Origin of the sequence: Pseudidiomarina tainanensis (assembly GCF_900115255.1) — a bacterium.
GTDB classification, from domain to species: Bacteria; Pseudomonadota; Gammaproteobacteria; order Enterobacterales; family Alteromonadaceae; genus Pseudidiomarina; species Pseudidiomarina tainanensis.
Genome location: NZ_FOYU01000001.1, coordinates 1059017 through 1078740, shown reverse-complemented (window position 1 = coordinate 1078740; position 19724 = coordinate 1059017). Strand labels below are relative to the sequence as shown.

22 protein-coding genes are annotated in these 19724 nt (G+C 48.8%); 20 read left to right on the top strand and 2 right to left on the bottom strand.

What is annotated here, in order from left to right; translation table 11 throughout:
• The first annotated feature begins 1 nt into the window (after window position 1).
• The 12 genes from BM292_RS05325 to BM292_RS05270 all read left to right on the top strand — a co-directional run bounded on the left by BM292_RS05325 (window position 2) and on the right by BM292_RS05270 (window position 10480).
• Entirely contained in the window at window positions 2-754 is a 753-nt protein-coding gene (locus BM292_RS05325; protein ID WP_092856048.1) for a heme ABC transporter permease, read from the top strand.
• Entirely contained in the window at window positions 744-977 is a 234-nt protein-coding gene (ccmD, locus tag BM292_RS05320) for a heme exporter protein CcmD (protein ID WP_092856046.1), read from the top strand. Before BM292_RS05325 ends, ccmD begins: the two co-directional genes overlap by 11 nt.
• Window positions 961-1485: a cytochrome c maturation protein CcmE gene (gene ccmE, locus BM292_RS05315; protein WP_092856044.1), complete on the top strand. Its 525-nt coding sequence runs from the start codon at window positions 961-963 to the stop codon at window positions 1483-1485. Before ccmD ends, ccmE begins: the two co-directional genes overlap by 17 nt.
• A complete protein-coding gene (locus BM292_RS05310; protein ID WP_092856042.1) occupies window positions 1482-3455 on the top strand; it encodes a heme lyase CcmF/NrfE family subunit in 1974 nt (657 codons plus the stop codon). Before ccmE ends, BM292_RS05310 begins: the two co-directional genes overlap by 4 nt.
• Window positions 3442-4017, top strand: coding sequence for a DsbE family thiol:disulfide interchange protein (locus tag BM292_RS05305; protein WP_092856040.1), 576 nt, complete (start codon window positions 3442-3444; stop codon window positions 4015-4017). Before BM292_RS05310 ends, BM292_RS05305 begins: the two co-directional genes overlap by 14 nt.
• Window positions 4014-4514 (top strand): cytochrome c-type biogenesis protein, encoded by a 501-nt coding sequence (locus BM292_RS05300; RefSeq protein WP_218151669.1) that lies wholly within the window; start codon window positions 4014-4016, stop codon window positions 4512-4514. Before BM292_RS05305 ends, BM292_RS05300 begins: the two co-directional genes overlap by 4 nt.
• Window positions 4511-5710, top strand: a complete 1200-nt coding sequence (gene ccmI, locus BM292_RS05295) for a c-type cytochrome biogenesis protein CcmI (RefSeq protein ID WP_092856038.1) — start codon at window positions 4511-4513, stop codon at window positions 5708-5710. The genes BM292_RS05300 and ccmI overlap by 4 nt, the downstream gene beginning before the upstream one ends.
• A gap of 116 nt (window positions 5711-5826) precedes the next feature.
• Complete coding sequence (locus tag BM292_RS05290; protein ID WP_092856036.1) at window positions 5827-6558, top strand: MlaA family lipoprotein; 732 nt, start codon at window positions 5827-5829, stop codon at window positions 6556-6558.
• A 97-nt stretch (window positions 6559-6655) separates the two neighbouring features.
• Entirely contained in the window at window positions 6656-8152 is a 1497-nt protein-coding gene (locus tag BM292_RS05285; RefSeq protein ID WP_092856034.1) for a peptide MFS transporter, read from the top strand.
• A 27-nt stretch (window positions 8153-8179) separates the two neighbouring features.
• Entirely contained in the window at window positions 8180-9064 is an 885-nt protein-coding gene (gene galU, locus BM292_RS05280) for a UTP--glucose-1-phosphate uridylyltransferase GalU (protein WP_092856032.1), read from the top strand.
• A gap of 7 nt (window positions 9065-9071) precedes the next feature.
• Complete coding sequence (locus BM292_RS05275) at window positions 9072-10115, top strand: FUSC family protein (protein WP_092856030.1); 1044 nt, start codon at window positions 9072-9074, stop codon at window positions 10113-10115.
• 41 nt (window positions 10116-10156) lie between these two features.
• Entirely contained in the window at window positions 10157-10480 is a 324-nt protein-coding gene (locus BM292_RS05270) for a helix-turn-helix domain-containing protein (RefSeq protein ID WP_092856028.1), read from the top strand.
• A 273-nt stretch (window positions 10481-10753) separates the two neighbouring features.
• Here BM292_RS05270 and cmoB read toward each other — a convergent pair whose 3' ends face one another.
• Window positions 10754-11734, bottom strand: coding sequence for a tRNA 5-methoxyuridine(34)/uridine 5-oxyacetic acid(34) synthase CmoB (gene cmoB / locus BM292_RS05265; RefSeq protein WP_092856026.1), 981 nt, complete (start codon window positions 11732-11734; stop codon window positions 10754-10756).
• Window positions 11735-11745: 11 nt separating this feature from the next.
• Window positions 11746-12477, bottom strand: a complete 732-nt coding sequence (gene cmoA / locus BM292_RS05260) for a carboxy-S-adenosyl-L-methionine synthase CmoA (RefSeq protein WP_092856024.1) — start codon at window positions 12475-12477, stop codon at window positions 11746-11748.
• 177 nt (window positions 12478-12654) lie between these two features.
• Between cmoA and aspS the strand changes: the two genes are divergently transcribed.
• From aspS to tolA, 8 genes are all read left to right on the top strand, one after another.
• Complete coding sequence (aspS, locus tag BM292_RS05255) at window positions 12655-14421, top strand: aspartate--tRNA ligase (protein WP_092856022.1); 1767 nt, start codon at window positions 12655-12657, stop codon at window positions 14419-14421.
• A gap of 24 nt (window positions 14422-14445) precedes the next feature.
• On the top strand, window positions 14446-14967 hold the full coding sequence (gene ruvC, locus BM292_RS05250; RefSeq protein WP_092856020.1) for a crossover junction endodeoxyribonuclease RuvC: 522 nt from the start codon (window positions 14446-14448) through the stop codon (window positions 14965-14967).
• On the top strand, window positions 14964-15584 hold the full coding sequence (ruvA, locus tag BM292_RS05245; protein WP_092856010.1) for a Holliday junction branch migration protein RuvA: 621 nt from the start codon (window positions 14964-14966) through the stop codon (window positions 15582-15584). The genes ruvC and ruvA overlap by 4 nt, the downstream gene beginning before the upstream one ends.
• A gap of 232 nt (window positions 15585-15816) precedes the next feature.
• A complete protein-coding gene (gene ruvB, locus BM292_RS05235) occupies window positions 15817-16818 on the top strand; it encodes a Holliday junction branch migration DNA helicase RuvB (RefSeq protein ID WP_092856006.1) in 1002 nt (333 codons plus the stop codon).
• A 420-nt stretch (window positions 16819-17238) separates the two neighbouring features.
• Window positions 17239-17676 carry a tol-pal system-associated acyl-CoA thioesterase gene (ybgC, locus tag BM292_RS05230; protein WP_143434072.1) on the top strand — a complete coding sequence of 146 codons (438 nt, stop codon included), beginning with the start codon at window positions 17239-17241 and terminating at the stop codon, window positions 17674-17676.
• Entirely contained in the window at window positions 17666-18361 is a 696-nt protein-coding gene (tolQ, locus tag BM292_RS05225) for a protein TolQ (RefSeq protein WP_092856004.1), read from the top strand. Before ybgC ends, tolQ begins: the two co-directional genes overlap by 11 nt.
• Window positions 18358-18792: a protein TolR gene (gene tolR, locus BM292_RS05220; RefSeq protein ID WP_092856002.1), complete on the top strand. Its 435-nt coding sequence runs from the start codon at window positions 18358-18360 to the stop codon at window positions 18790-18792. Before tolQ ends, tolR begins: the two co-directional genes overlap by 4 nt.
• On the top strand, window positions 18792-19718 hold the full coding sequence (tolA, locus tag BM292_RS05215; RefSeq protein WP_245751816.1) for a cell envelope integrity protein TolA: 927 nt from the start codon (window positions 18792-18794) through the stop codon (window positions 19716-19718). Before tolR ends, tolA begins: the two co-directional genes overlap by 1 nt.
• Window positions 19719-19724: the final 6 nt, after the last annotated feature.

Below are 19724 nucleotides of genomic sequence, written 5' to 3'. Positions count from 1 at the left end.
CATGTGGAAATGGTTACATCCGTACGCAAAAGGCGAGGCAACATACCGATTACTTGGTTTATGGCAACCGTGGTTAACCGGATTAGCGTTGGCGTTTGTTAGCGTTGGCTTAGTATGGGGCTTGTTTTATGCGCCACCGGATTATCAACAAGGTGATAGCTACCGCATTATTTTCATTCATGTACCCAGCGCGATGTTTTCGATGGGCGCTTATACCGGCATGGCGATTGCCGCATTAATTGCATTAGTCTGGCAAATTCGTACTGCAGAATGGGCGATCGCGGCCATAGCACCGGTGGGGGCAACGCTGACCTTTGTTGCGTTGTTTACCGGAGCCGTATGGGGTAAGCCCATGTGGGGTACTTGGTGGGAGTGGGATGCGCGTTTAACTTCGCAGCTTATCTTGTTGTTCCTATATATTGGTGTGCTGGCGCTTTACTACGCCTTTAACGATGCACGCACCGGAGCCAAAGCCGCGGCAATATTGGCATTAGTTGGTGTTATTAACGTGCCGATTATTCATTTTTCGGTGTATTGGTGGAATTCGCTTCATCAAGGCGCCACGATTACTAAATTCGAAAAGCCATCGATGCCGCCAGAAATGCTAATTCCATTGCTGATTAGTATCGCCGGTTTCCTGTTTTTAACAGCAGCATTGATTACCCAGCGGCTACGCAACGAAATACTAAAACAAGAACTACATCGTCCGTGGGCGATGGCGAAGCTAGGTGTGGAGGCCAACGATGGCGTTTGATAGTTGGCAAGAAGTGATTTGGATGGGCGGCTATGGGTTTTATGTTTGGCTGGCCTTTGGAGTATCAATTTTAGCTATCGCTATATTAGTGGTGCACGGGTTGTTGACGCGCAAAAAACTAGCGCAGTTAGCTGTGAAAAAGCAGCAGCAACAGCAACGTATCGCGCGTCGCAAACAGCAAGAGCGTCATAGGAGTATGGTGACCAATGATTCCACGTCGTAAAAAGCGCCTCGCTTGGGTTTTATCTCTAGTGGTTGGTGTCGCAGCCGCAATCAGTTTGATTCTGTATGCGCTCACGCAGAACATCGATTTGTTTTACACGCCATCAGAAATGATTGACGGTAAGGGTGCTGCGAAAGTACGTCCAGAAGTTGGTCAACGGATTCGTGTTGGCGGCATGGTTGTTGAAGGCTCAGTCAAACGCGATCCGAAAACTCTTGAAGTGAGTTTTAAAGTAACCGATACCGGGCCGGAAGTCACGGTGCTCTATACTGGAATTCTGCCCGATTTGTTCCGCGAGGGGCAGGGTATTGTCGCGCAAGGTGTGTTAGTTGAGCCGACAGTACTGAAAGCAACCGAAGTATTGGCAAAACATGACGAAGAATATATGCCACCTGAGTTGGCTGAAGCGATGAAGGGCATTAAACACGTCAATCCGAATCAGCCAGATTACACCGGCTCAAAAACAGACGATTCTGAACCACAAGACAGCTCTGGAAATAACCAATGATTGCTGAATTTGGACAATTAACGTTAGCACTAGCGCTGGCGTTCTCCGTATTACTTGCGATTTATCCATTATGGGGTGCTTGGCGCGGCCATAGCGGCGCGATGTTGCTGGCACGACCATTTGCTTACGGACAATTTTTCTTCACTGCACTGGCGTATGCGGCATTAACCTACGGTTTTATCGTCAACGACTTCAGTATTGCTTACGTTGCGCACAACTCGAACACGGCACTTCCACTGATTTACCGAATTACAGCCGTATGGGGTTCGCACGAAGGTTCATTCTTGTTGTGGATGCTGATGCAAGCAGGCTGGATTGCCGCTGTGGCAATGTTCTCGCGACGGATGCCGTTAACGATGATGGCTCGTGTATTAGCGGTTCTTGGCCTTATCAGTATTGGTTTCTATCTATTTATGCTGAGTGTGTCGAATCCATTCGATCGGGCATTGCCGTTAATTCCAGTCGATGGTCGCGATTTGAATCCATTGTTGCAAGACCCCGGCATGATCGTTCATCCGCCGCTATTGTACATGGGTTATGTTGGTTTCTCTGTGGCCTTTGCGTTCGCCATTGCGGCACTCATGAGTGGTAAGTTGGATGCATCGTGGGCGCGTTGGTCGCGTCCTTGGGCAACGGCCGCTTGGTGCTTCCTAACTCTTGGTATTGCACTTGGTAGTTGGTGGGCTTATTACGAACTCGGCTGGGGTGGCTGGTGGTTCTGGGATCCAGTTGAAAACGCAAGTTTTATGCCTTGGCTGGTTGGCACCGCGTTAATTCACTCACTGGCTGTGACCGAAAAACGTGGGGCGTTTAAGTCATGGACGGTATTGTTGGCGATTTCGGCATTTAGCTTAAGCTTACTCGGTACTTTCTTGGTGCGCTCTGGCGTCATTGTCTCAGTGCATGCATTCGCGACCGACCCTGCTCGCGGCTTGTTTATTTTAGGCTTGCTTGCCGTGGTTATTGGTGGCTCGTTACTGTTGTTCGCGCTGCGTGCGGGCGCGGTCAACAGCCAAACCAAATACGAAGCGATTTCTCGAGAAGTGATGTTGCTCGGTAACAATATCTTGCTAATGGCCGCCACTTTGGTGGTGTTGCTCGGTACACTGTTACCGCTGGTGCATAAAGAACTTGGGTTAGGTTCGATTTCAATTGGTGTGCCGTTCTTTAATCAAATGTTCACGTGGTTAATTGTACCGTTTGTTCTACTGATGGGGCTTGGGCCGCTATTACGCTGGCGTCGACAAGACATGAAACCGCTAGCAACTGACTTATTCCTTGCCTTGGCGCTGGCGGTATTACTTGGTTTTGCGCTGCCTTATGTGTTTGCTGATCAAATATTGGCGATGACGGTTTTAGGCTTAGTCATGGCGTTGTGGATTGTGCTGACGTTAGTTGCTGAGTTGAAACAACGCATTCAGCAGCGCGGTCAAGGGCTAGCAAGTTTGACGAAGTTAGGGCGTAGTCATTGGGGCATGGTGCTTGGCCATTTAGGTTTTGCGATAACTTTGGTGGGTATTGCTGCGGTGAGTCAATACGAAGTTGAGCGCGATGTACGATTAGCTCCGGGTGAATCAGTGCAAGTTGAGCACTATCGCATTCAGTTTGATTTATTAAGTGAGCAGCAAGGTCCGAACTATATCACTGACCATGCGGAATTTAGTGTTTTCAAAGACGAGCGCAAAATTGCTGATTTAGTGTCCGAAAAGCGCTTTTATACTGTGCAGCGCATGAGTATGACTGAAGTTGGTTTAGATTCAGGATTCTTGCGCGATGTGTATGTTGCTCTTGGGGAACCATTGCAAGACGATGAGAATCCAGATGCTTGGGCAGTGCGCATTTATATTAAACCATTTGTGCGCTGGATATGGCTTGGTGCATTGGTGATGGCGCTTGGTGGTGCCTTAGCAATGAGCGATAAACGGTATCGTTCGCAGCGCAAACAGCGAGGTGAATATGGCACAGCGTAGCAAATTACGTTGGGTGATCTTAGCCCTGCCGCTATTGGCATTTTTATGGCTAACCATCTTCTTATTACGTGGCTTGTTTTCCGACCCAACTGAGCTCAGTTCAGCGTTGGTCGGCAAACCTGTTCCGCAGTTTGAATTGCCGGACATTTACGACACCACCAACGTGCATACTGAAGAAGTGTTGCAAGGACGCCCGATGCTACTCAACGTATGGGCAACGTGGTGTCCAACTTGTCGCGCCGAGCATGAATATTTAAATCAATTGGCTGCGCAAGGCGTCTACATTGTTGGCTTAAATTATAAAGATGATTCACGCGCGAAAGCGGTGAATTGGTTGAACACCTTGGGTGACCCGTATCAAATTAATTTGTTTGATGAACGCGGCATGGTGGCGCTTGATTTTGGCGTGTATGGCGCGCCGGAGACATTTTTGATCAATGCGCAAGGCGAGGTGGTTTATCGCCATGTTGGCGACGTTAATGACCGCGTTTGGAATAACGTGTTAGGGCCACAGTACAACGAATTGATGCAGGCTTATGAGAGCGCAGGAGCGACACCATGATACGAAGCTTAATCACCATGTTGCTGGTTGCGATTGGTGTAGCGGTGAGCTCGTGGAGCATTGCTTATGCAGCCAATCTTGAAACCTACAAATTTGACGACCCGAAAAAAGAAGCACTATTTCGTGAACTGATTGATGAGTTGCGCTGCCCGAAATGCCAGAATCAAACGATTGGTGACTCTGATGCGCCACTTGCGAAAGACTTGCGCGACCGCACCTACATGATGATTCAGCAAGGCGCTAGTAAACAAGAAGTAGTGGATTACATGGTTGCGCGCTACGGCGATTTTGCCTATTACCGGCCACCGGTCAAGTTAAGCACAGTCGTGTTATGGTTAGGCCCAGTTGTTGTCATATTGGTTGGCGCTGGTGTGATTTTGATGCGGGTACGTTCGCGCAATAATGCCGAGGTTGAGTTGAGTGAGCAAGAACAGGCGCAGCTGGATACGCTGCGTGACTCAGAGTCAAGCGATTCAAAACAGGATAAATCATCATGATTGTACATATTGCGTTGATTTTAGCCGTTGCTTTGGCTGGAGGCTTGTTTTTACTGTTAACTGGGCGCCGGCAACGTGATCAACAACGCACGCGCTTGGACGTGAACCGCGAGTTGTACGAACAGCGTAAATTAGAGTTGGTGCAAGAACGCGAAGACGGTTTGCTGACCGATAATGCATTTGAGCGCGCTAATGCAGAGTTAGATAAACGTTTTGTTACTGAAAATTCTGAGTTAGAGCAGTTGCATGATCAGCAAGTTGGCCGCAATATTTGGTTGCCGGCGGTATTGTTGGTGGTGTTAACGATTGTTCTTTACAGTTTGTTTGGTAGTTGGTCATTGCAACGCCAAGCGGATGAAGCCGTGCAGGCGTTACCTGAATTAGGTAAGAAGGTTTTAACCAACGACAACGCACAAACGACACGCGAAGAACTTGAAACGTTCGCGTTGGGTTTGCGTCAACGCTTGGCGCGCGAACCAAACGATGCCGTAGCATGGCTAGTCTATGCTCGTTCAATGACTGCGCTAGGGCAGCTTGAACAAGCGATAGAAGCTTACAAGAAGTCACTCCAGATTGAGCCGAATCGCATTGGCACTTTGCTTAGTTACACGCAATTGTTATTGCAAACCGGTGATGACAGCATGATGCCAGAGGCTGCTTCCTTGCTACGTCGGGTACTTGAGCAAGAGCCGAGTAATCAAGAAGGCTTGTCGTTGTTGGGCTTTGTTGCGTTCCAGCGTGGTGATTGGCAGCAAGCAATTACCGCTTGGGAATTGTTATTACAGCAGATTCCGGAAGCTGACGAGCGTTATGAACCGGTTGCGACTGCTGTCGCCGATGCGAAGCAACGGTTACAAGCAACAGAATTAGAGCTAACCGTTACCGTTGACGTAACCGAGGCATCTAAAGCGCTGATTCCAGAGGGAGCAACACTGTTTGTGTATGTGCGTGCAGCCGAAGGGCCAGGTATGCCGGCAGCGGTCGTTCGTCAGCCAGTAACTGAGTTTCCGGTGACGGTTACTTTGTCAGATGCCAATGCGATGCTCCCAGATTATCGGATGAGTCAACTGAACCAATGGCAGGTGATGGCACGTATATCAGCTGATGAGCAAATCGATGCGGCTGAGGGTGATTTGGATGCGACGCCGGTAATTATTGAGCCAGCCACCACCACAGTCCGGTTAGAGATTAAATAAGAGCAAGTGCGATATTAGCTCTTGGATATTAGATATTAGAAAATGCTCAGAACATCAGCTCCAATATCTAATATCTAACGGCTAATATCGTTTTTGGTTTTTTAAACGGAGTTTTTATGAATAAGTTTATTGCAATTGCTGCAGTTGTCCTTCTGGCAAGCGGTTGCGCTAGTGCCCCGCAGGATGATCCTTGGGCTGACGAAAGAGACCCATTCGAGCAGGTCAACCGTGATGTGTGGGATTTCAATGAAGAGCTTGATGATGCAGTGATTCGTCCTGCAGCGAAAGCCTATAGCCATGTGCCGAAACCGGTTCGTAAAGGCCTGTCAAACGCGGTCGAGAACCTCGATGAGGTATCTTCGCTTGTAAACAACGCTTTACAAGGCAAAGCGGTTGATGCGGGTGTGAGTTTTTGGCGCTTTGCGATCAACAGTACCGTTGGGGTTTTGGGAATCTTTGATGTGGCTACTGAAATGGGTATTGAGCGTCGCGAGGAAGGCTTTGGTGAAGTGTTAGCGTCGTACGGTGTTGCCGATGGCCCATATTTGATGCTACCCGGATTAGGTCCAACCGTGGTGGTTGATCGCGGTGGTGATGTAGTTGATGGTATGTACTTCCCGCTGGATAATATTAATGGTCCAGCAAGCGTGGCAAGATGGATGATCAAAGGTCTAGAAGCACGTATTCAATTGATGGATCTTGAACCGATGTTGGAAGAATCACTGGATCCATACTCATTCGTGAAAGAGTCTTATTTTCAGCGTTGGCAGGACAAAGTTTATGATGGAAATCCGCCAGCCCCACCTCAAGAAGAAGAGCTGGACGACGATTTTTACGACCAGTTTTAAGCCTCGAAGCCTTGCACCATGCAAGGCTTCTGCGTTATAAAAGCCCGTCACTGTTATAACTTGAATAACTATAATTACATTTACTGAGGAATATTTTATGAGCCAGGCGCCTGCGAAGTCTGAACTTTGGGGTCACCCGAAGGGCCTGTATGTGCTTTTTACTGCCGAAATGTGGGAGCGTTTCTCTTACTACGGCATGCGCGCATTGTTAGTACTTACTTTGGTTGCAGCAACCGAAGCTGCAAACCCAGGATTCGGTATGAGCGACGCCGATGCGTTGTCGCTTTACGGTATATATACCGGCCTTGTTTATTTCACGCCATTGATTGGTGGTTGGTTAGCAGATAACTACTTAGGTCAGCGGCGCTCAATTTTGTTAGGCGGTATTTTGATGGCCGTAGCGCAATTCACATTGTTTGCTGCCACGCCGCACAGTATTGAACTGTTCTATGTTGGTTTGGGTATCTTGATTGCCGGTAACGGTTTGTTTAAGCCAAACATTTCAACGATTGTTGGTGATTTATATCAACAGGGCGATGCACGTCGTGATAGTGCATTCTCAATTTTCTATATGGGTATTAACCTCGGTGCGTTCATCGCTCCGTTGGTTACTTCAACTTTGGGTGAGAGCGCTGATTACGGCTGGCGCTGGGGTTACTTCGCAGCGGGTGTTGGTATGACGCTTGCGGTGATTACCCAAGGTTTATTTTTCCAACGTTTCTTAGGCGATATTGGTAAAATTCCTGGTGCAAAACGTGATCGTGATGCGGCTGGTGGTGTGAAGAAGCCGTTGTCTAAAGTTGAGCATGATCGTCTACGCGTAATCTTGTTCTTGTTTGTGTTTGTTACCGTGTTCTGGTTAGCGTTTGAGCAAGCCGGCGGTTTGATGAACATCTACGCTGATCGTTTCACCGACCGAATGATTGGTGATACGGAAGTGCCAGCCGGTTATTTCCAGTCGTTAAACCCATTGTTCATTTTGTTATTCGCACCAGTCTTCTCATTTTTGTGGATGTGGTTGCATAAAAAAGACAAGAGCCCAGATGCGCCAATTAAAGTATTTGTTGGTTTAGTTCTGACCTCAATCGGTTTCGTGTTCTTGATTCTCGGCTTGTTCGAAATTCAAGTCACTGGCAAAGCAAACATGATGTGGTTGGTTTTAGCCTACATGTTCCATACTTTGGGTGAGCTGTGCATTTCACCAGTTGGCTTGTCATTGATGACTAAGTTAGCACCGCTGCGTTTAGCTTCACTCGTGATGGGTATTTGGTTCTTAATGCCAGCTATCGCCAGCTATCTTGCTGGTATGGTTGGAGCGTTTAGTGAAGAAGCCGACAAATACGAGTTTTCAATTAATCTTGCTAACGCCATTGGTCTCGAAGCGCAATATTCAGGACTGCTAGTAGTATTTGGTGGTGTAGCTGTTGGTTTGTTGGTATTTGCGGTTATTCTTTGGCTCATCTCAGGTATGTTGGTGAACTGGATGCATGGTGCCGAGCGCGCAGCTCCTGCAACTGTTGCTGAAGGTGTTGACCAAGAATTGGATGCGGTTGCCGAGCATGAAGGCTTAGGCACTAAAGCTGAAAAGCAATAAAACTTTAAACAATAGGATTTGTTAAGCATGGTAAAAAAAGTTGTGATTCCGGTGGCAGGTCTGGGGACGCGGATGCTGCCAGCAACCAAAGCAATTCCAAAGGAAATGCTGCCGTTGGTTGACCGGCCGTTGATTCAGTATATTGTCGACGAGTGCGCGGCGGCTGGGTTAACCGATATTATTTTGGTAACCCATTCGAGCAAAAGCGCGATTGAAAACCACTTTGACTCGAATTATGAGTTAGAGGATATGCTGGAGAAACGGGCAAAAGATCAACTTTTAGCCGAGGTGCGGGCAATTTGCCCGCCTGAGGTAACTGTGATGGCGGTGCGCCAAGATGTTGCTAAAGGTCTTGGCCACGCTGTGCTTTGTGCACGTCCATTGATTGAAGACCAACCGTTTGCGGTGGTATTGCCTGATGTTCTAGTTGACGCTGTTAGCTGCGATTTAAACCGCGACAATTTAGCCGAAATGGTCGCCAACTTTAATGCATCAGGTGCCGCTCAAGTGATGGTTGAAAAAGTACCGGCTGAGCTGGTTAACCAATATGGTGTTGCGGATATTGATGGCGTTCAATTAGCGCCGGGCGAGCAGGCTTCAATTAAACGCTTGGTTGAAAAGCCACCGATAGCTGAAGCACCGTCAGATTTAGCTGTTGTTGGTCGTTATGTGTTCCCAGCTGCGTTGTGGACGCTATTAGAGAAAACACCACCGGGCGCTGGCAATGAGATTCAGTTGACCGATGCCATGGCGATGTTGCTTGAACAACAACCTGTGAATGCTTACTACATGAAAGGTAAAAGCCATGATTGTGGGAATAAGCTCGGTTACGCTCAAGCCTTCGTTGAACATGCGGCGCGTCATCCAGCCTTTGGAGCGGACTTCAAAGACTGGCTTCGCCAACTGAGCTAGACGAAATATGAGTAGCCCATCACGCTGGCGCCGTATAGGCAACGACTTGAAAGCGCTACTCACCATTCACAAACATCCTCGGCCGTGGCATTTACCCTTAGTCGCGGCATTGGCTGCATCACTACCGATGTTCTTGGGGGCGCTGACTGACACCATGAGTCAGGCGGTACTCGCAAGTATTGGTGGGCTCGTCATCATTTATATGCCACATGCACCGCTAATGCGCCGATTAATTACGGTGATTGTGGCGCTGTTTGGCTTTATTGTTAGCTTTTCCTTTGTCGACAGCCTCAGCTTTAACCCTTATGTTGGCGCTTTCGCTGTGGCATTGATCACAATGCTAGCAAATGGACTGGTGCGCTATTGGCAGATCCCGCCACCGGGCCGTTTCTTTTTCATCATGATTGCTGCTTTGGCGGCAACCCTGCCGTTTGATATTGCGTTACTTCCTGTGCGTATTGGTTGGCTAACGGTGGGTGCGATTTTTGCTGTCGTGCTAGTGGTGCTATATAGCTTAGCGATACCGGTAACACACCACGCCAAGCCGATAGAGCCTGTTGCACCCGTGTTTCGTCGTGAAATTATCACTGAGTCAGTTTTGATTGGAATGATTGTCGGCGGTAGTCTTGCCTTAGCCAATGGCATTGGATTGGTTAATCCATACTGGGTGCCTATTTCGTGTGCTGCGATCATGCAAGGCGCCACCGTGCGAGACATGCGTCATCGCAAAATTCATCGCATTAGTGGCACTATTATTGGAATGGCTCTGGCCTATTGGCTGTGGAGTTGGAACATGTCACCGCTACAGGTTGCCTTGGCGGTGTTTGTATTGATGTTTATTATTGAGACGTTGATTGTCCGACATTACGGATTAACCGTCGTGTTTATCACGCCAATGACATTACTCTTAGCTGAATCTGCGTTAGGCAACTTGGCTCTTGAAGAGCTTGTGCAAGCTCGTGTCGTGGATATTGCACTTGGTAGCACTATTGGCTTCGTTGCAGGCTGGCTGTTGCTTTACCGTCGCCAACGCGCTTCAAGGCTTAATTAATCAGCTAAACTCTCTGTTACTTTTGAAACGGAGAACCAGCCATGGAAAGCAAATTGGGACATGATCGCGATGAATCGCAAAATGAACTCACTCGAAAACTTGCCAAATTATTGCGGATTGAACGCAAATATCACATGAGTCAAGAAGCTCTATCCGATCGGATAATATGTAGCCGCGCTTCTATCTCGCGCATGGAGAGTGGTGGGAATGTTCGAAGCGATATACTAATAGCCTCACTTGTAGAGCTTGAACTCGCCGAGCACTTTATCGTACTTATTGATAGTTTACTGGCAGAACCTCCGGAGAAACGCGCTCGGGACGAGCGTCAACGAAGATTCGACGCGATTATGGCTCCATATCGGTGAATTTCAGTATCAAAAATGATCTATCTGACGTATGTATATCGCCTCAAAATAAAGTCGTTCAGTTGCAGCAATAAAGTTACAAATTAGCCCCCTCTTTTTGTAACTTTATTGCTGCAACTGAACACTGAAAATAAATTAGGGCACCCTAGCTCTAGCTCTGGCTCTAGCTCTAGCTCTAGCTCTAGCTCTGGTTCTGGCTCTAGCCCCAACCCCGACTTGGGGGATAAGCGTGGCTATAACGATGCTGCGCATCACCCGGCGTAGAACGCCGGGCTACGGGTTGGCGATGATCACGGCGCGGCGAGGGGCTGGGAAGCCTTCGATGGTGCGGCTGCGATCATTTGGATCGAGGAAGTCAGCGAGTGATTGACCTTGCATCCATTCGGTGGCGCGCTGCTCTTCAAGCGTGGTGACAGATTCGTCAACGACACGGGCGTTCTTGAAGCCGACGCGGCTCATCCAATGTAATAGCGCTTTGGTACTTGGAATAAACCAAACATTACGCATTTTGGCGTAGGTTTCGCCTGGCACTAGTACGGTGTGTTCGTCACCTTCTACAACTAATGTTTCCAGCACGAGCTCGCCGCCTGGTTTTAATTGGGCGCGAAGCTGTGTCAGGAAGTCAATTGGGGAGCGGCGGTGATACAAAACGCCCATGCTGAACACGGTGTCAAAGGCGCGCAATTCAGGTAAATCTTCGACCCCAAGCGGGAACCAATGTGCACGAGCGGCAAGCTCGGCTGGCATGAAGTGTCGAATTGCCATGAACTGTGCCATAAATAATTGGCCCGGGTCGATGCCCCATACTTGGTCAGCACCGGCTTCTAGCATGCGCCATAGGTGATAACCACTACCACACCCGATATCAAGCACTTGGCGGCCGCTGAGGTCGCCGTTGTTGCTAAGGTGCGGTAATACGCGTTGCCATTTGAAGTCAGAGCGCCATTCGGTATCAATGTGCACGCCATGCAGGTCAAAAGGGCCTTTACGCCATGGCGTGAGCTGCATCATCAGGCCACGAATACGATTTTGCTCACCGTCGCTAACACTGTCATTGTTGATGGTTACCGTATCCGCGAGAGACACATGTTGTGGCTCGATGTGAGGTAACTGCGCAACGCATCGGAGCCATTTCGGTAATTCGCCGTGCTGTTGTTCCTTTTGCCAGTTTTCCAGTTGCGCAGGCAAGGTTGTCAGCCAGTGTTGCAATGGTGAGTGGGCAACAGCGATAAGGTCTTGGGCGAATAAATTCATTAGTTCTCCAGTTACTTGACGGCGAGCAAGGCGGCGAAATTGTAGCATTGGAACCACACTTGCGTGTGCTGAAAGCCAATTTCGCGCAGACGTTCGTGATGTGTCTCAAGCGTGTCGATGCGCATGACGTTTTCAATTGCCGCACGTTTCTGGGCGATTTCGAGTTCACTATAGCCGTTTGCACGTTTAAATTCGTGGTGGATATCTACTAGCAGTTCATTCATTTGCTCATCGGCACTGCGGAATTTTTCGCTCAGTAGCAACACGCCGCCGGGCTTTAAACCGTCGTATATTTTTTTCAGTAAGTCATAGCGCTGCTCAGGTGGAACGAATTGCAAGGTGAAGTTCATCGTCACCACCGAAGCGTTTTGAATGTCAGACTGCTGGATGTCTTCGCAGCGCACACTCACAGGTACGTCGCTACGATAGCCTTGCAAGTGAAGCTTGCAGCGCTCAACCATGGCCTCTGAGTTATCGATACCGATCACTCGAATATTATTGAGGTGCTGGCAATTCTGGCGCATCGCTAAAGTTGCCGCGCCTAATGAGCAGCCTAAGTCATAGAGGTTTGAATCAGCCTGCGCGAAGCGTTTAGTGAGCTGGCCGATACCTTGCAAAATACTTTGGTAACCTGGCACTGAGCGATTGATCATGTCGGGAAATACTTCCACCACGGTTTGATCAAACACAAAGTCGCTTACTTGCGGCAACGGTTCGGCGAATATCGAATCTTTTTTCGTCATACGTCTTAATAATCTTTGTCTGACAGACAGTACATGTATTTTAACGTAACGTGGCTATAAACAGTAGCACTAGAAGCTGTATCATTACTAAATTGCGCCGACAGTTACTGACATTCAGTGTAAGTCCGTTATAATGTGCAGCTTTGTAAATTCTTAATTTGTGGTAGGGATGATCCCATGCGTAGCCATTACTGTGGACAGCTTGAAACGAGTCTTGTAAACCAATCCGTAACTTTATGTGGTTGGGTGAATAAACGCCGCGATTTGGGCGGTTTAATTTTTATTGATATGCGCGACCGCACTGGTCTGGTGCAGGTTGTATTTGACCCTGACCAACAGGCGCTATTTGAGACTGCGAACAAGTTACGTCAAGAGTTTTGTATTCGTCTAGTGGGTACTGTACGTGCGCGTCCTGAAAGCCAAGTGAATAAAACCATGGCGACCGGTGCCGTCGAAGTGATGGCGACAGAGCTGGAAATTATCAGCCGCGCTGAACCGCTACCAATCGATTTCAACCAGCAGGTGAGTGAAGAGCAACGTTTGCGCTTCCGGTATTTGGATCTGCGTCGTCCAAACATGAACCATAACCTGCAATTCCGCGCCAAAGTGACCAGCGCAGTGCGCCGTTTTCTAGATGACAGCGGTTTTTTAGATATTGAAACACCAATGCTTACCCGAGCAACGCCTGAAGGTGCGCGTGATTATTTGGTACCAAGCCGAACGCACAAAGGCAAGTTCTTCGCATTGCCACAGTCACCACAGCTGTTCAAGCAATTGCTGATGATGTCTGGCTTTGACCGTTACTATCAAATCGTCAAATGCTTCCGTGACGAAGATTTGCGTGCTGATCGTCAGCCTGAATTTACTCAAATTGATATTGAAACGTCGTTCATGACTTCTGACCAAGTGATGGCGGTTACGGAGCAGATGGTGCGTAAGCTTTTTGCTGAGATGCTCGACGTAGACTTGGGTGATTTCCCGCGTATGACGTGGCATGAAGCGATGCGTCGCTTCGGTAGCGATAAACCTGACCTGCGTAATCCGCTTGAATTAGTTGATGTCGCTGATTTGCTCAAAGATGTTGAGTTTAAAGTCTTCGCTGGCCCAGCAAACGACCCGAAAGGCCGTGTTGCTGCGCTGAAAGTGCCAGGCAAAGCGGAAGCGATTTCTCGTAAGAACATTGATGAGTACACCAATTTTGTTGGCATCTATGGTGCGAAAGGCTTAGCGTGGATGAAAGTAAATGATTTGAGTGCTGGTCGTGAAGGTATTCAGTCACCAGTTCTTAAGTTTATTCCAGATGATGCGTTAGAAGGTATTTTGGCACGCACTGAAGCGGCCAATGGCGATATTATTTTCTTTGGCGCCGATAAAGCGACAGTGGTTGCAGAAGCTTTGGGTGCATTGCGCTTAAAAGTGGGTAATGACTTCGAGTTAGTAAGTGACGAATGGCGCCCGTTATGGGTTGTTGACTTCCCAATGTTCGAAGAACACGAGGGCCGTTTACACGCGATTCATCACCCGTTTACAGCACCGGTTGGCGTGACGCCAGATGAATTGAAGGCGAACCCTGAAGGGGCATTGTCGAACGCGTACGATATGGTCCTTAACGGCGTTGAAGTGGGTGGTGGTTCAGTACGTATTCACAACAACGAAATGCAGCAAGCAGCGTTTGAAATTTTGGGCATTGGCAAAGAAGAAGCACAAGAGAAGTTTGGCTTCTTACTCGAAGCGTTGAAGTACGGCACGCCGCCGCATGCTGGTTTAGCTTTTGGTCTGGATCGTTTGGTCATGTTGATGGTCGGCGCGAGCTCGATTCGTGAAGTGATTGCGTTCCCGAAAACCACAACTGCGGCCTGTGTATTAACGGATGCACCGGGGCTCGCAAATCCAGAAGCTCTAGCAGAATTGAACGTTGCTGTTGTAGCGAAGGACAACGACTAAGACCTTTACTGATAGGAGCGAATCATGGCCATTATTCTGGGAATTGACCCAGGTTCACGCCTTACTGGCTATGGTGTGATTCGCCAATCAGGCAATCAAATTACTTACCTTGGTAGCGGTTGCATCAATGTGATGCGTAGCCTGAAAGGCGAAGCCGAACCGACTCTTGCCGATAAGCTCAAAGTTATTCATGATGGCATCGCTGAGCTTATCGCACAGTTTCAACCCACCGAATTTGCAATTGAACAAGTGTTTATGGCACGCAACCCAGATTCTGCGCTAAAGTTAGGTCAGGCTCGTGGCGCGGCGATTGTGGCGGCGGCCTGTGCCGGTTTACCTGTCGCAGAATATGCTGCGCGATTGGTAAAGCAAGCGGTGGTTGGCACTGGGGCAGCTGATAAAACACAAGTGCAACACATGGTCATGGCCATGTTGAAATTGCAACATAAACCGCAAGCCGATGCCGCTGATGCGTTAGCCGTTGCTTTGTGCCATGCTCATACACGAACACAACTTATACTAAAAACAACAAGGGGACGCGCGTGATTGGTCAATTGACAGGAACGTTAATCGCTAAGCAGCCACCTGAAATTCTTATTGATGTACACGGCGTTGGTTACGAAGTTCAAATGCCGATGACATGTTTGTATGAACTCCCAGATATTGGTGAGCAAGTGAAGGTCATAACGCATTTTGTCGTGCGTGAAGACGCGCAGTTGCTGTACGGTTTTAATACTTTTGCCGAGCGCACGTTGTTTCGCCAGCTCATTAAAGCGCAGGGCGTCGGGCCGAAGTTAGCGCTAACCATCATGTCCGGCATGACCGCACATCAATTTGTGCATGCGGTAACACACGATGATGTTTCAACCCTAGTGAAGCTTCCAGGCGTCGGTCGTAAAACCGCTGAGCGCTTGGTGGTTGAAATGCGTGATCGCTTGAAAAACTGGGGTTCGGCAACACCAGCCACTGATGCAGCGCCGATTGATTTTGGCGATATGAATCCAACGGTAAGTGCGAATTCGCCACGTGATGATGCATTGAGTGCATTGCTGGCTCTTGGCTATAAACCGGCGCAGGCGGAAAAAGCAGTTGCCGCGGCACTCAAAGCAGAACCCGAAGCTCCAAGTGAAGCCCTCATCCGCTTCGCTTTGAAAAACATGTAGCCCGGCGTTTCACGCCGGGTGGCGCGTAGCGCCGTGAATATATGGGCTTCCGCGGTGTCGTTACATTGTGTAACGGCCGGCAATAACAGCGCGTTGCGCTACCCGGCGTTACATTGTGTAACGGCCGGCAATAACAGCGCGTTGCGCTACCCGGCGTTACATTGTGTAGCGGCGGACAATAACAGCGCGTTGCGCTACCCGGCGTAGAACGCCGGGCTACGAGGTGTGAACAATGATTGAGCCAGATCGAATTAATCAGCCGCAGGCGAATAGCGAAGACGAGGTTATTGATCGTGCTATTCGGCCGAAGCAACTTGCCGACTATACCGGGCAGAAGCATGTGGTTGAGCAAATGGAAATTTTCATTCAGGCTGCAAAGCAGCGATCTGAGGCGCTTGATCATGTCTTAATATTCGGTCCGCCGGGTCTTGGAAAAACCACTTTAGCGAATATTGTCGCCAATGAATTAAACGTAAATATCCGGCAAACTTCAGGGCCAGTGCTGGAAAAAGCGGGTGATCTTGCGGCATTGTTAACTAATTTAGAAGAGCATGATGTGCTGTTCATTGATGAGATTCACCGTTTGAGTCCGGTGGTCGAAGAGATTTTGTATCCAGCGATGGAAGATTATCAGTTGGATATTATGATTGGTGAAGGTCCTGCTGCCCGTTCGATCAAGCTAGATTTACCGCCATTTACACTGGTGGGAGCGACAACAAGGGCAGGGGCTTTGACGTCACCGCTTCGCGATCGGTTTGGGATTGTGCAGCGCCTTGAGTTTTATAACGTGGAAGAACTCACCACGATTATTCGCCGCTCTGCTAAATTCCTGAACTTAGATTTAGAAGCCGAGGGCGCTCTAGAAATCGCTCGTCGCTCACGCGGTACGCCGCGAATTGCGAATCGCTTATTGCGCCGAGTACGAGATTTCGCCGAAGTGAAGAATAGCGGTCATATTGATCAGCCAACGGCCGCAGCGGCACTTGCTATGGTTGATGTTGACGAAGCTGGTTTCGATTACATGGATCGTAAATTACTGCTCGCCATTATTGAAAAGTTTATGGGTGGACCAGTCGGGTTAGATAACTTGGCCGCCGCCATTGGCGAAGAGAAAGATACGATTGAGGATGTGTTGGAGCCGTATTTGATTCAGCAGGGCTTTTTGCAGCGAACGCCGCGGGGACGCATTGCAACACCACACGCCTACGCCCACTTCGGCTTAGGTAAGGACTAAAAGCGTTGTTCGTTATTCGTACGTTCGCTTCGCTCTCTGTTCGTCCGTGCTTCGCACTTTTCGAATAGCGAAGCGCACGAACAGCGAAGCGCACGAAAAACGAATAGAGAAGCGTACGAATTTTAGGTAAAAAAAAGCCCGCTCAGGGAGCGGGCAAAATACAGAACAACAAGGAAGTTAAATCCAGGGAACAATAACAGGAAGAAGTGACAACCGGTCTCTTCGTATCTGATATCTGAAGCGCATTATACGGAGGACTGACCAGCATTCAAACGAGAAAAATTGTGTTTCACATAAAATTTACTAATGCGAAGCAAAAATAGCTGGTTAAAAAATGCGCTAACTAAAATTGGTCAGACCAAAATAAGGCTCGAATCTTAAGGGTTTTGTAAAAATTGGTCAGATCGTTAAGATAAAAAAATGTCTGGTGTAAAATTGAGCAACTTAACATTTGAATGGCCGATTCGGGTCTATTACGAAGATACAGATGCTGGCGGTATCGTTTATTATGCGAACTATCTCAAATTCCTTGAGCGTGCCCGAACAGAATGGTTACGCTCGTTGGGGATTGAGCAAGATACTTGGCTGCAACATCGTATTGGTTTTGTCGTGCGTCAGGTGCAACTGGATTTGCTGTTGCCAGCGCGATTTAATGATGAACTGACTGTCACTGTTGTGGTCGAACGCCTCGGAAAGGCGTCAGTAATTTTTGCGCAACAAGTCCTGCGAACTGACGGAACGCTGTTGTGTCAGGCGCAAATTAAAGCGGCTTGTGTGAATTTAGGAGAGCCTGGTGAAGCCGTGCGAGCGGTACCAATGCCAGCGGAAATTTTTGAGGTGTTAAAACGTGCAAACTGAATTGTCGATAACTGCGCTGATTTTAGAAGCAAGTATTGTTGTCCAGCTCGTTATGTTGTTGCTGTTGGCGTTCTCTGTGGTCGGCTGGATGATGATATTCCAGCGTGCCAAAGTCATTAAAACTGCGACACAACAGGCATTAAGTTTTGAAGATCGGTTTTGGTCGGGTGTTGACTTAGCACGGTTGTTTCAAGAAGTATCTGCGCGTGCCCAAAACGCCTCTGGTATGGAAAAGATTTTTCATGCTGGCTTTAAAGAGTTTGCGCGACTTCGCAAAAATGAATCGCTTAGCCAGCAGCAGATGCTCGATGCATCGTATCGTGCTATGCGAGTTGTGCACTCCCGCGAGCTCGACAGTTTGGAAAGCAATTTGTCGTTTTTAGCAACGATTGGTTCGATTAGCCCTTATGTCGGTTTGTTTGGTACGGTATGGGGTATTATGAATGCGTTTATTGGCTTAGGTGCAGTTCAGCAAGCTACCTTAGCCATGGTGGCGCCAGGTATTGCTGAGGCTTTGATTGCGACAGCAATGGGTCTATTCGCAGCAATCCCGGCCGTTATTGCGTATAACCGATTTAGTTATCGTGTTGAAAAGGTTGATAATCAGTACGTGAACTTTATGGACGAATTGATGGCGATTTTACAGCGCCAAGGTTCGCAAGCGAAAGCAGGTGCGGCGGCATGATGACGGTGACACGTCGACGCCGCAAACAGGTGTCGGAAATCAACGTGGTACCCTACATTGATGTCATGTTGGTACTGCTCATTATCTTTATGGTTACAGCTCCGCTGATTACGCAAGGGGTGAAGGTTGATTTGCCGAAGGCGTCTGCGGAACCATTGGACCCTGAGAGCAAGCCGCCGATTGTTGCCTCGGTAGATAAAGATGGTAATTATTATTTAAGCACGAGCAACGATCCTAATGCGGCGATTGATGTTGTCGATTTAGCGGTTGCAGTGCAAGCCGAGTTGCAGGTGAGCCCTGGACGTCCAGTAGTGGTTAAAGGCGATGGCTCGGTGCAGTATAATCAAGTCGTACAGCTCATGGTGCTATTGCAGAAGGCGGGTGTGCCTCAGGTTGGTTTGATGACAGATAACTCGGCAGGTGGTGAGTAGTGGCAAAGAAGAGTTGGTCATGGCCCAGTGATTGGACAGTGCCTTTGGTGCTGTCATTGTTGGTGCATGTCGCTGTCGTTGGGTTGATGATTTTTGGCATGCACTTTCAGATGCCGTTTGACAAGCCGCTACAAGTCGAGCTTTCGTCGCCAAATGCGCCGCAGCCGGATAACCAAGAAATTGTGCAAGCGGTGACGGTTGATCAGGCAGCTGTTGAGAAGCGGGTGAACGAGATTCGCGAACGCGAGCGTCAAACGGAGCTGGCTGAGCAACGCCGTCAAGCAGAGTTGGAACGTCGTGCTGAAGAAGCGCGTAAAGCGCGTGCAGCAGAGCAGCAACGCTTGCGTGAGTTGCAAAAGCAACAAGAAGCCGAGCGTCGTCGTTTAGAACAAGAGAAGGCTGCGGCGAAGAAGGAACGTGAAGAAGCCGAAAAAGCAGCCGCCGCGGCAGCTGAGCGTCGCAAACGTGAAGAAGCCGCTGCGGCGAAAGCCGAAGCTGAGCGCAAGCGAAAAGAGGAAGAGGCTCGTAAAGCTGAAGAAGAACGTAAACGTCGTGAGCAAGAGGCGCGTGAGCGTGCTGAGCGTGAGAGACAGTTGCAAGAAGAGTTAGCGCGTGAAGCGCAGGCACGAGCGGCAGCGCGACGCCAGCAAGTACAAACTGAACTAGAGCGCTATCGCGGACTTATTGCCAACGTCGTTCAGCGTAATTGGATTGTCGATGATTCCATGCGCGGCAAAGAATGTCGCTTGGATATTACATTGGCACGTAGCGGCTTTGTTACCTCTGTTAGCGAGGGAGAAGGCGACCGTGCGGTTTGTGAGTCAGCTCGTCGTGCCATATTGAAAATTGGTACACTGCCAGTGTCGCAAGACCCTGAAGTGTACGAACAGATGAAAAATATTACATTCCCATTTATCGCGGATTAAATGAAG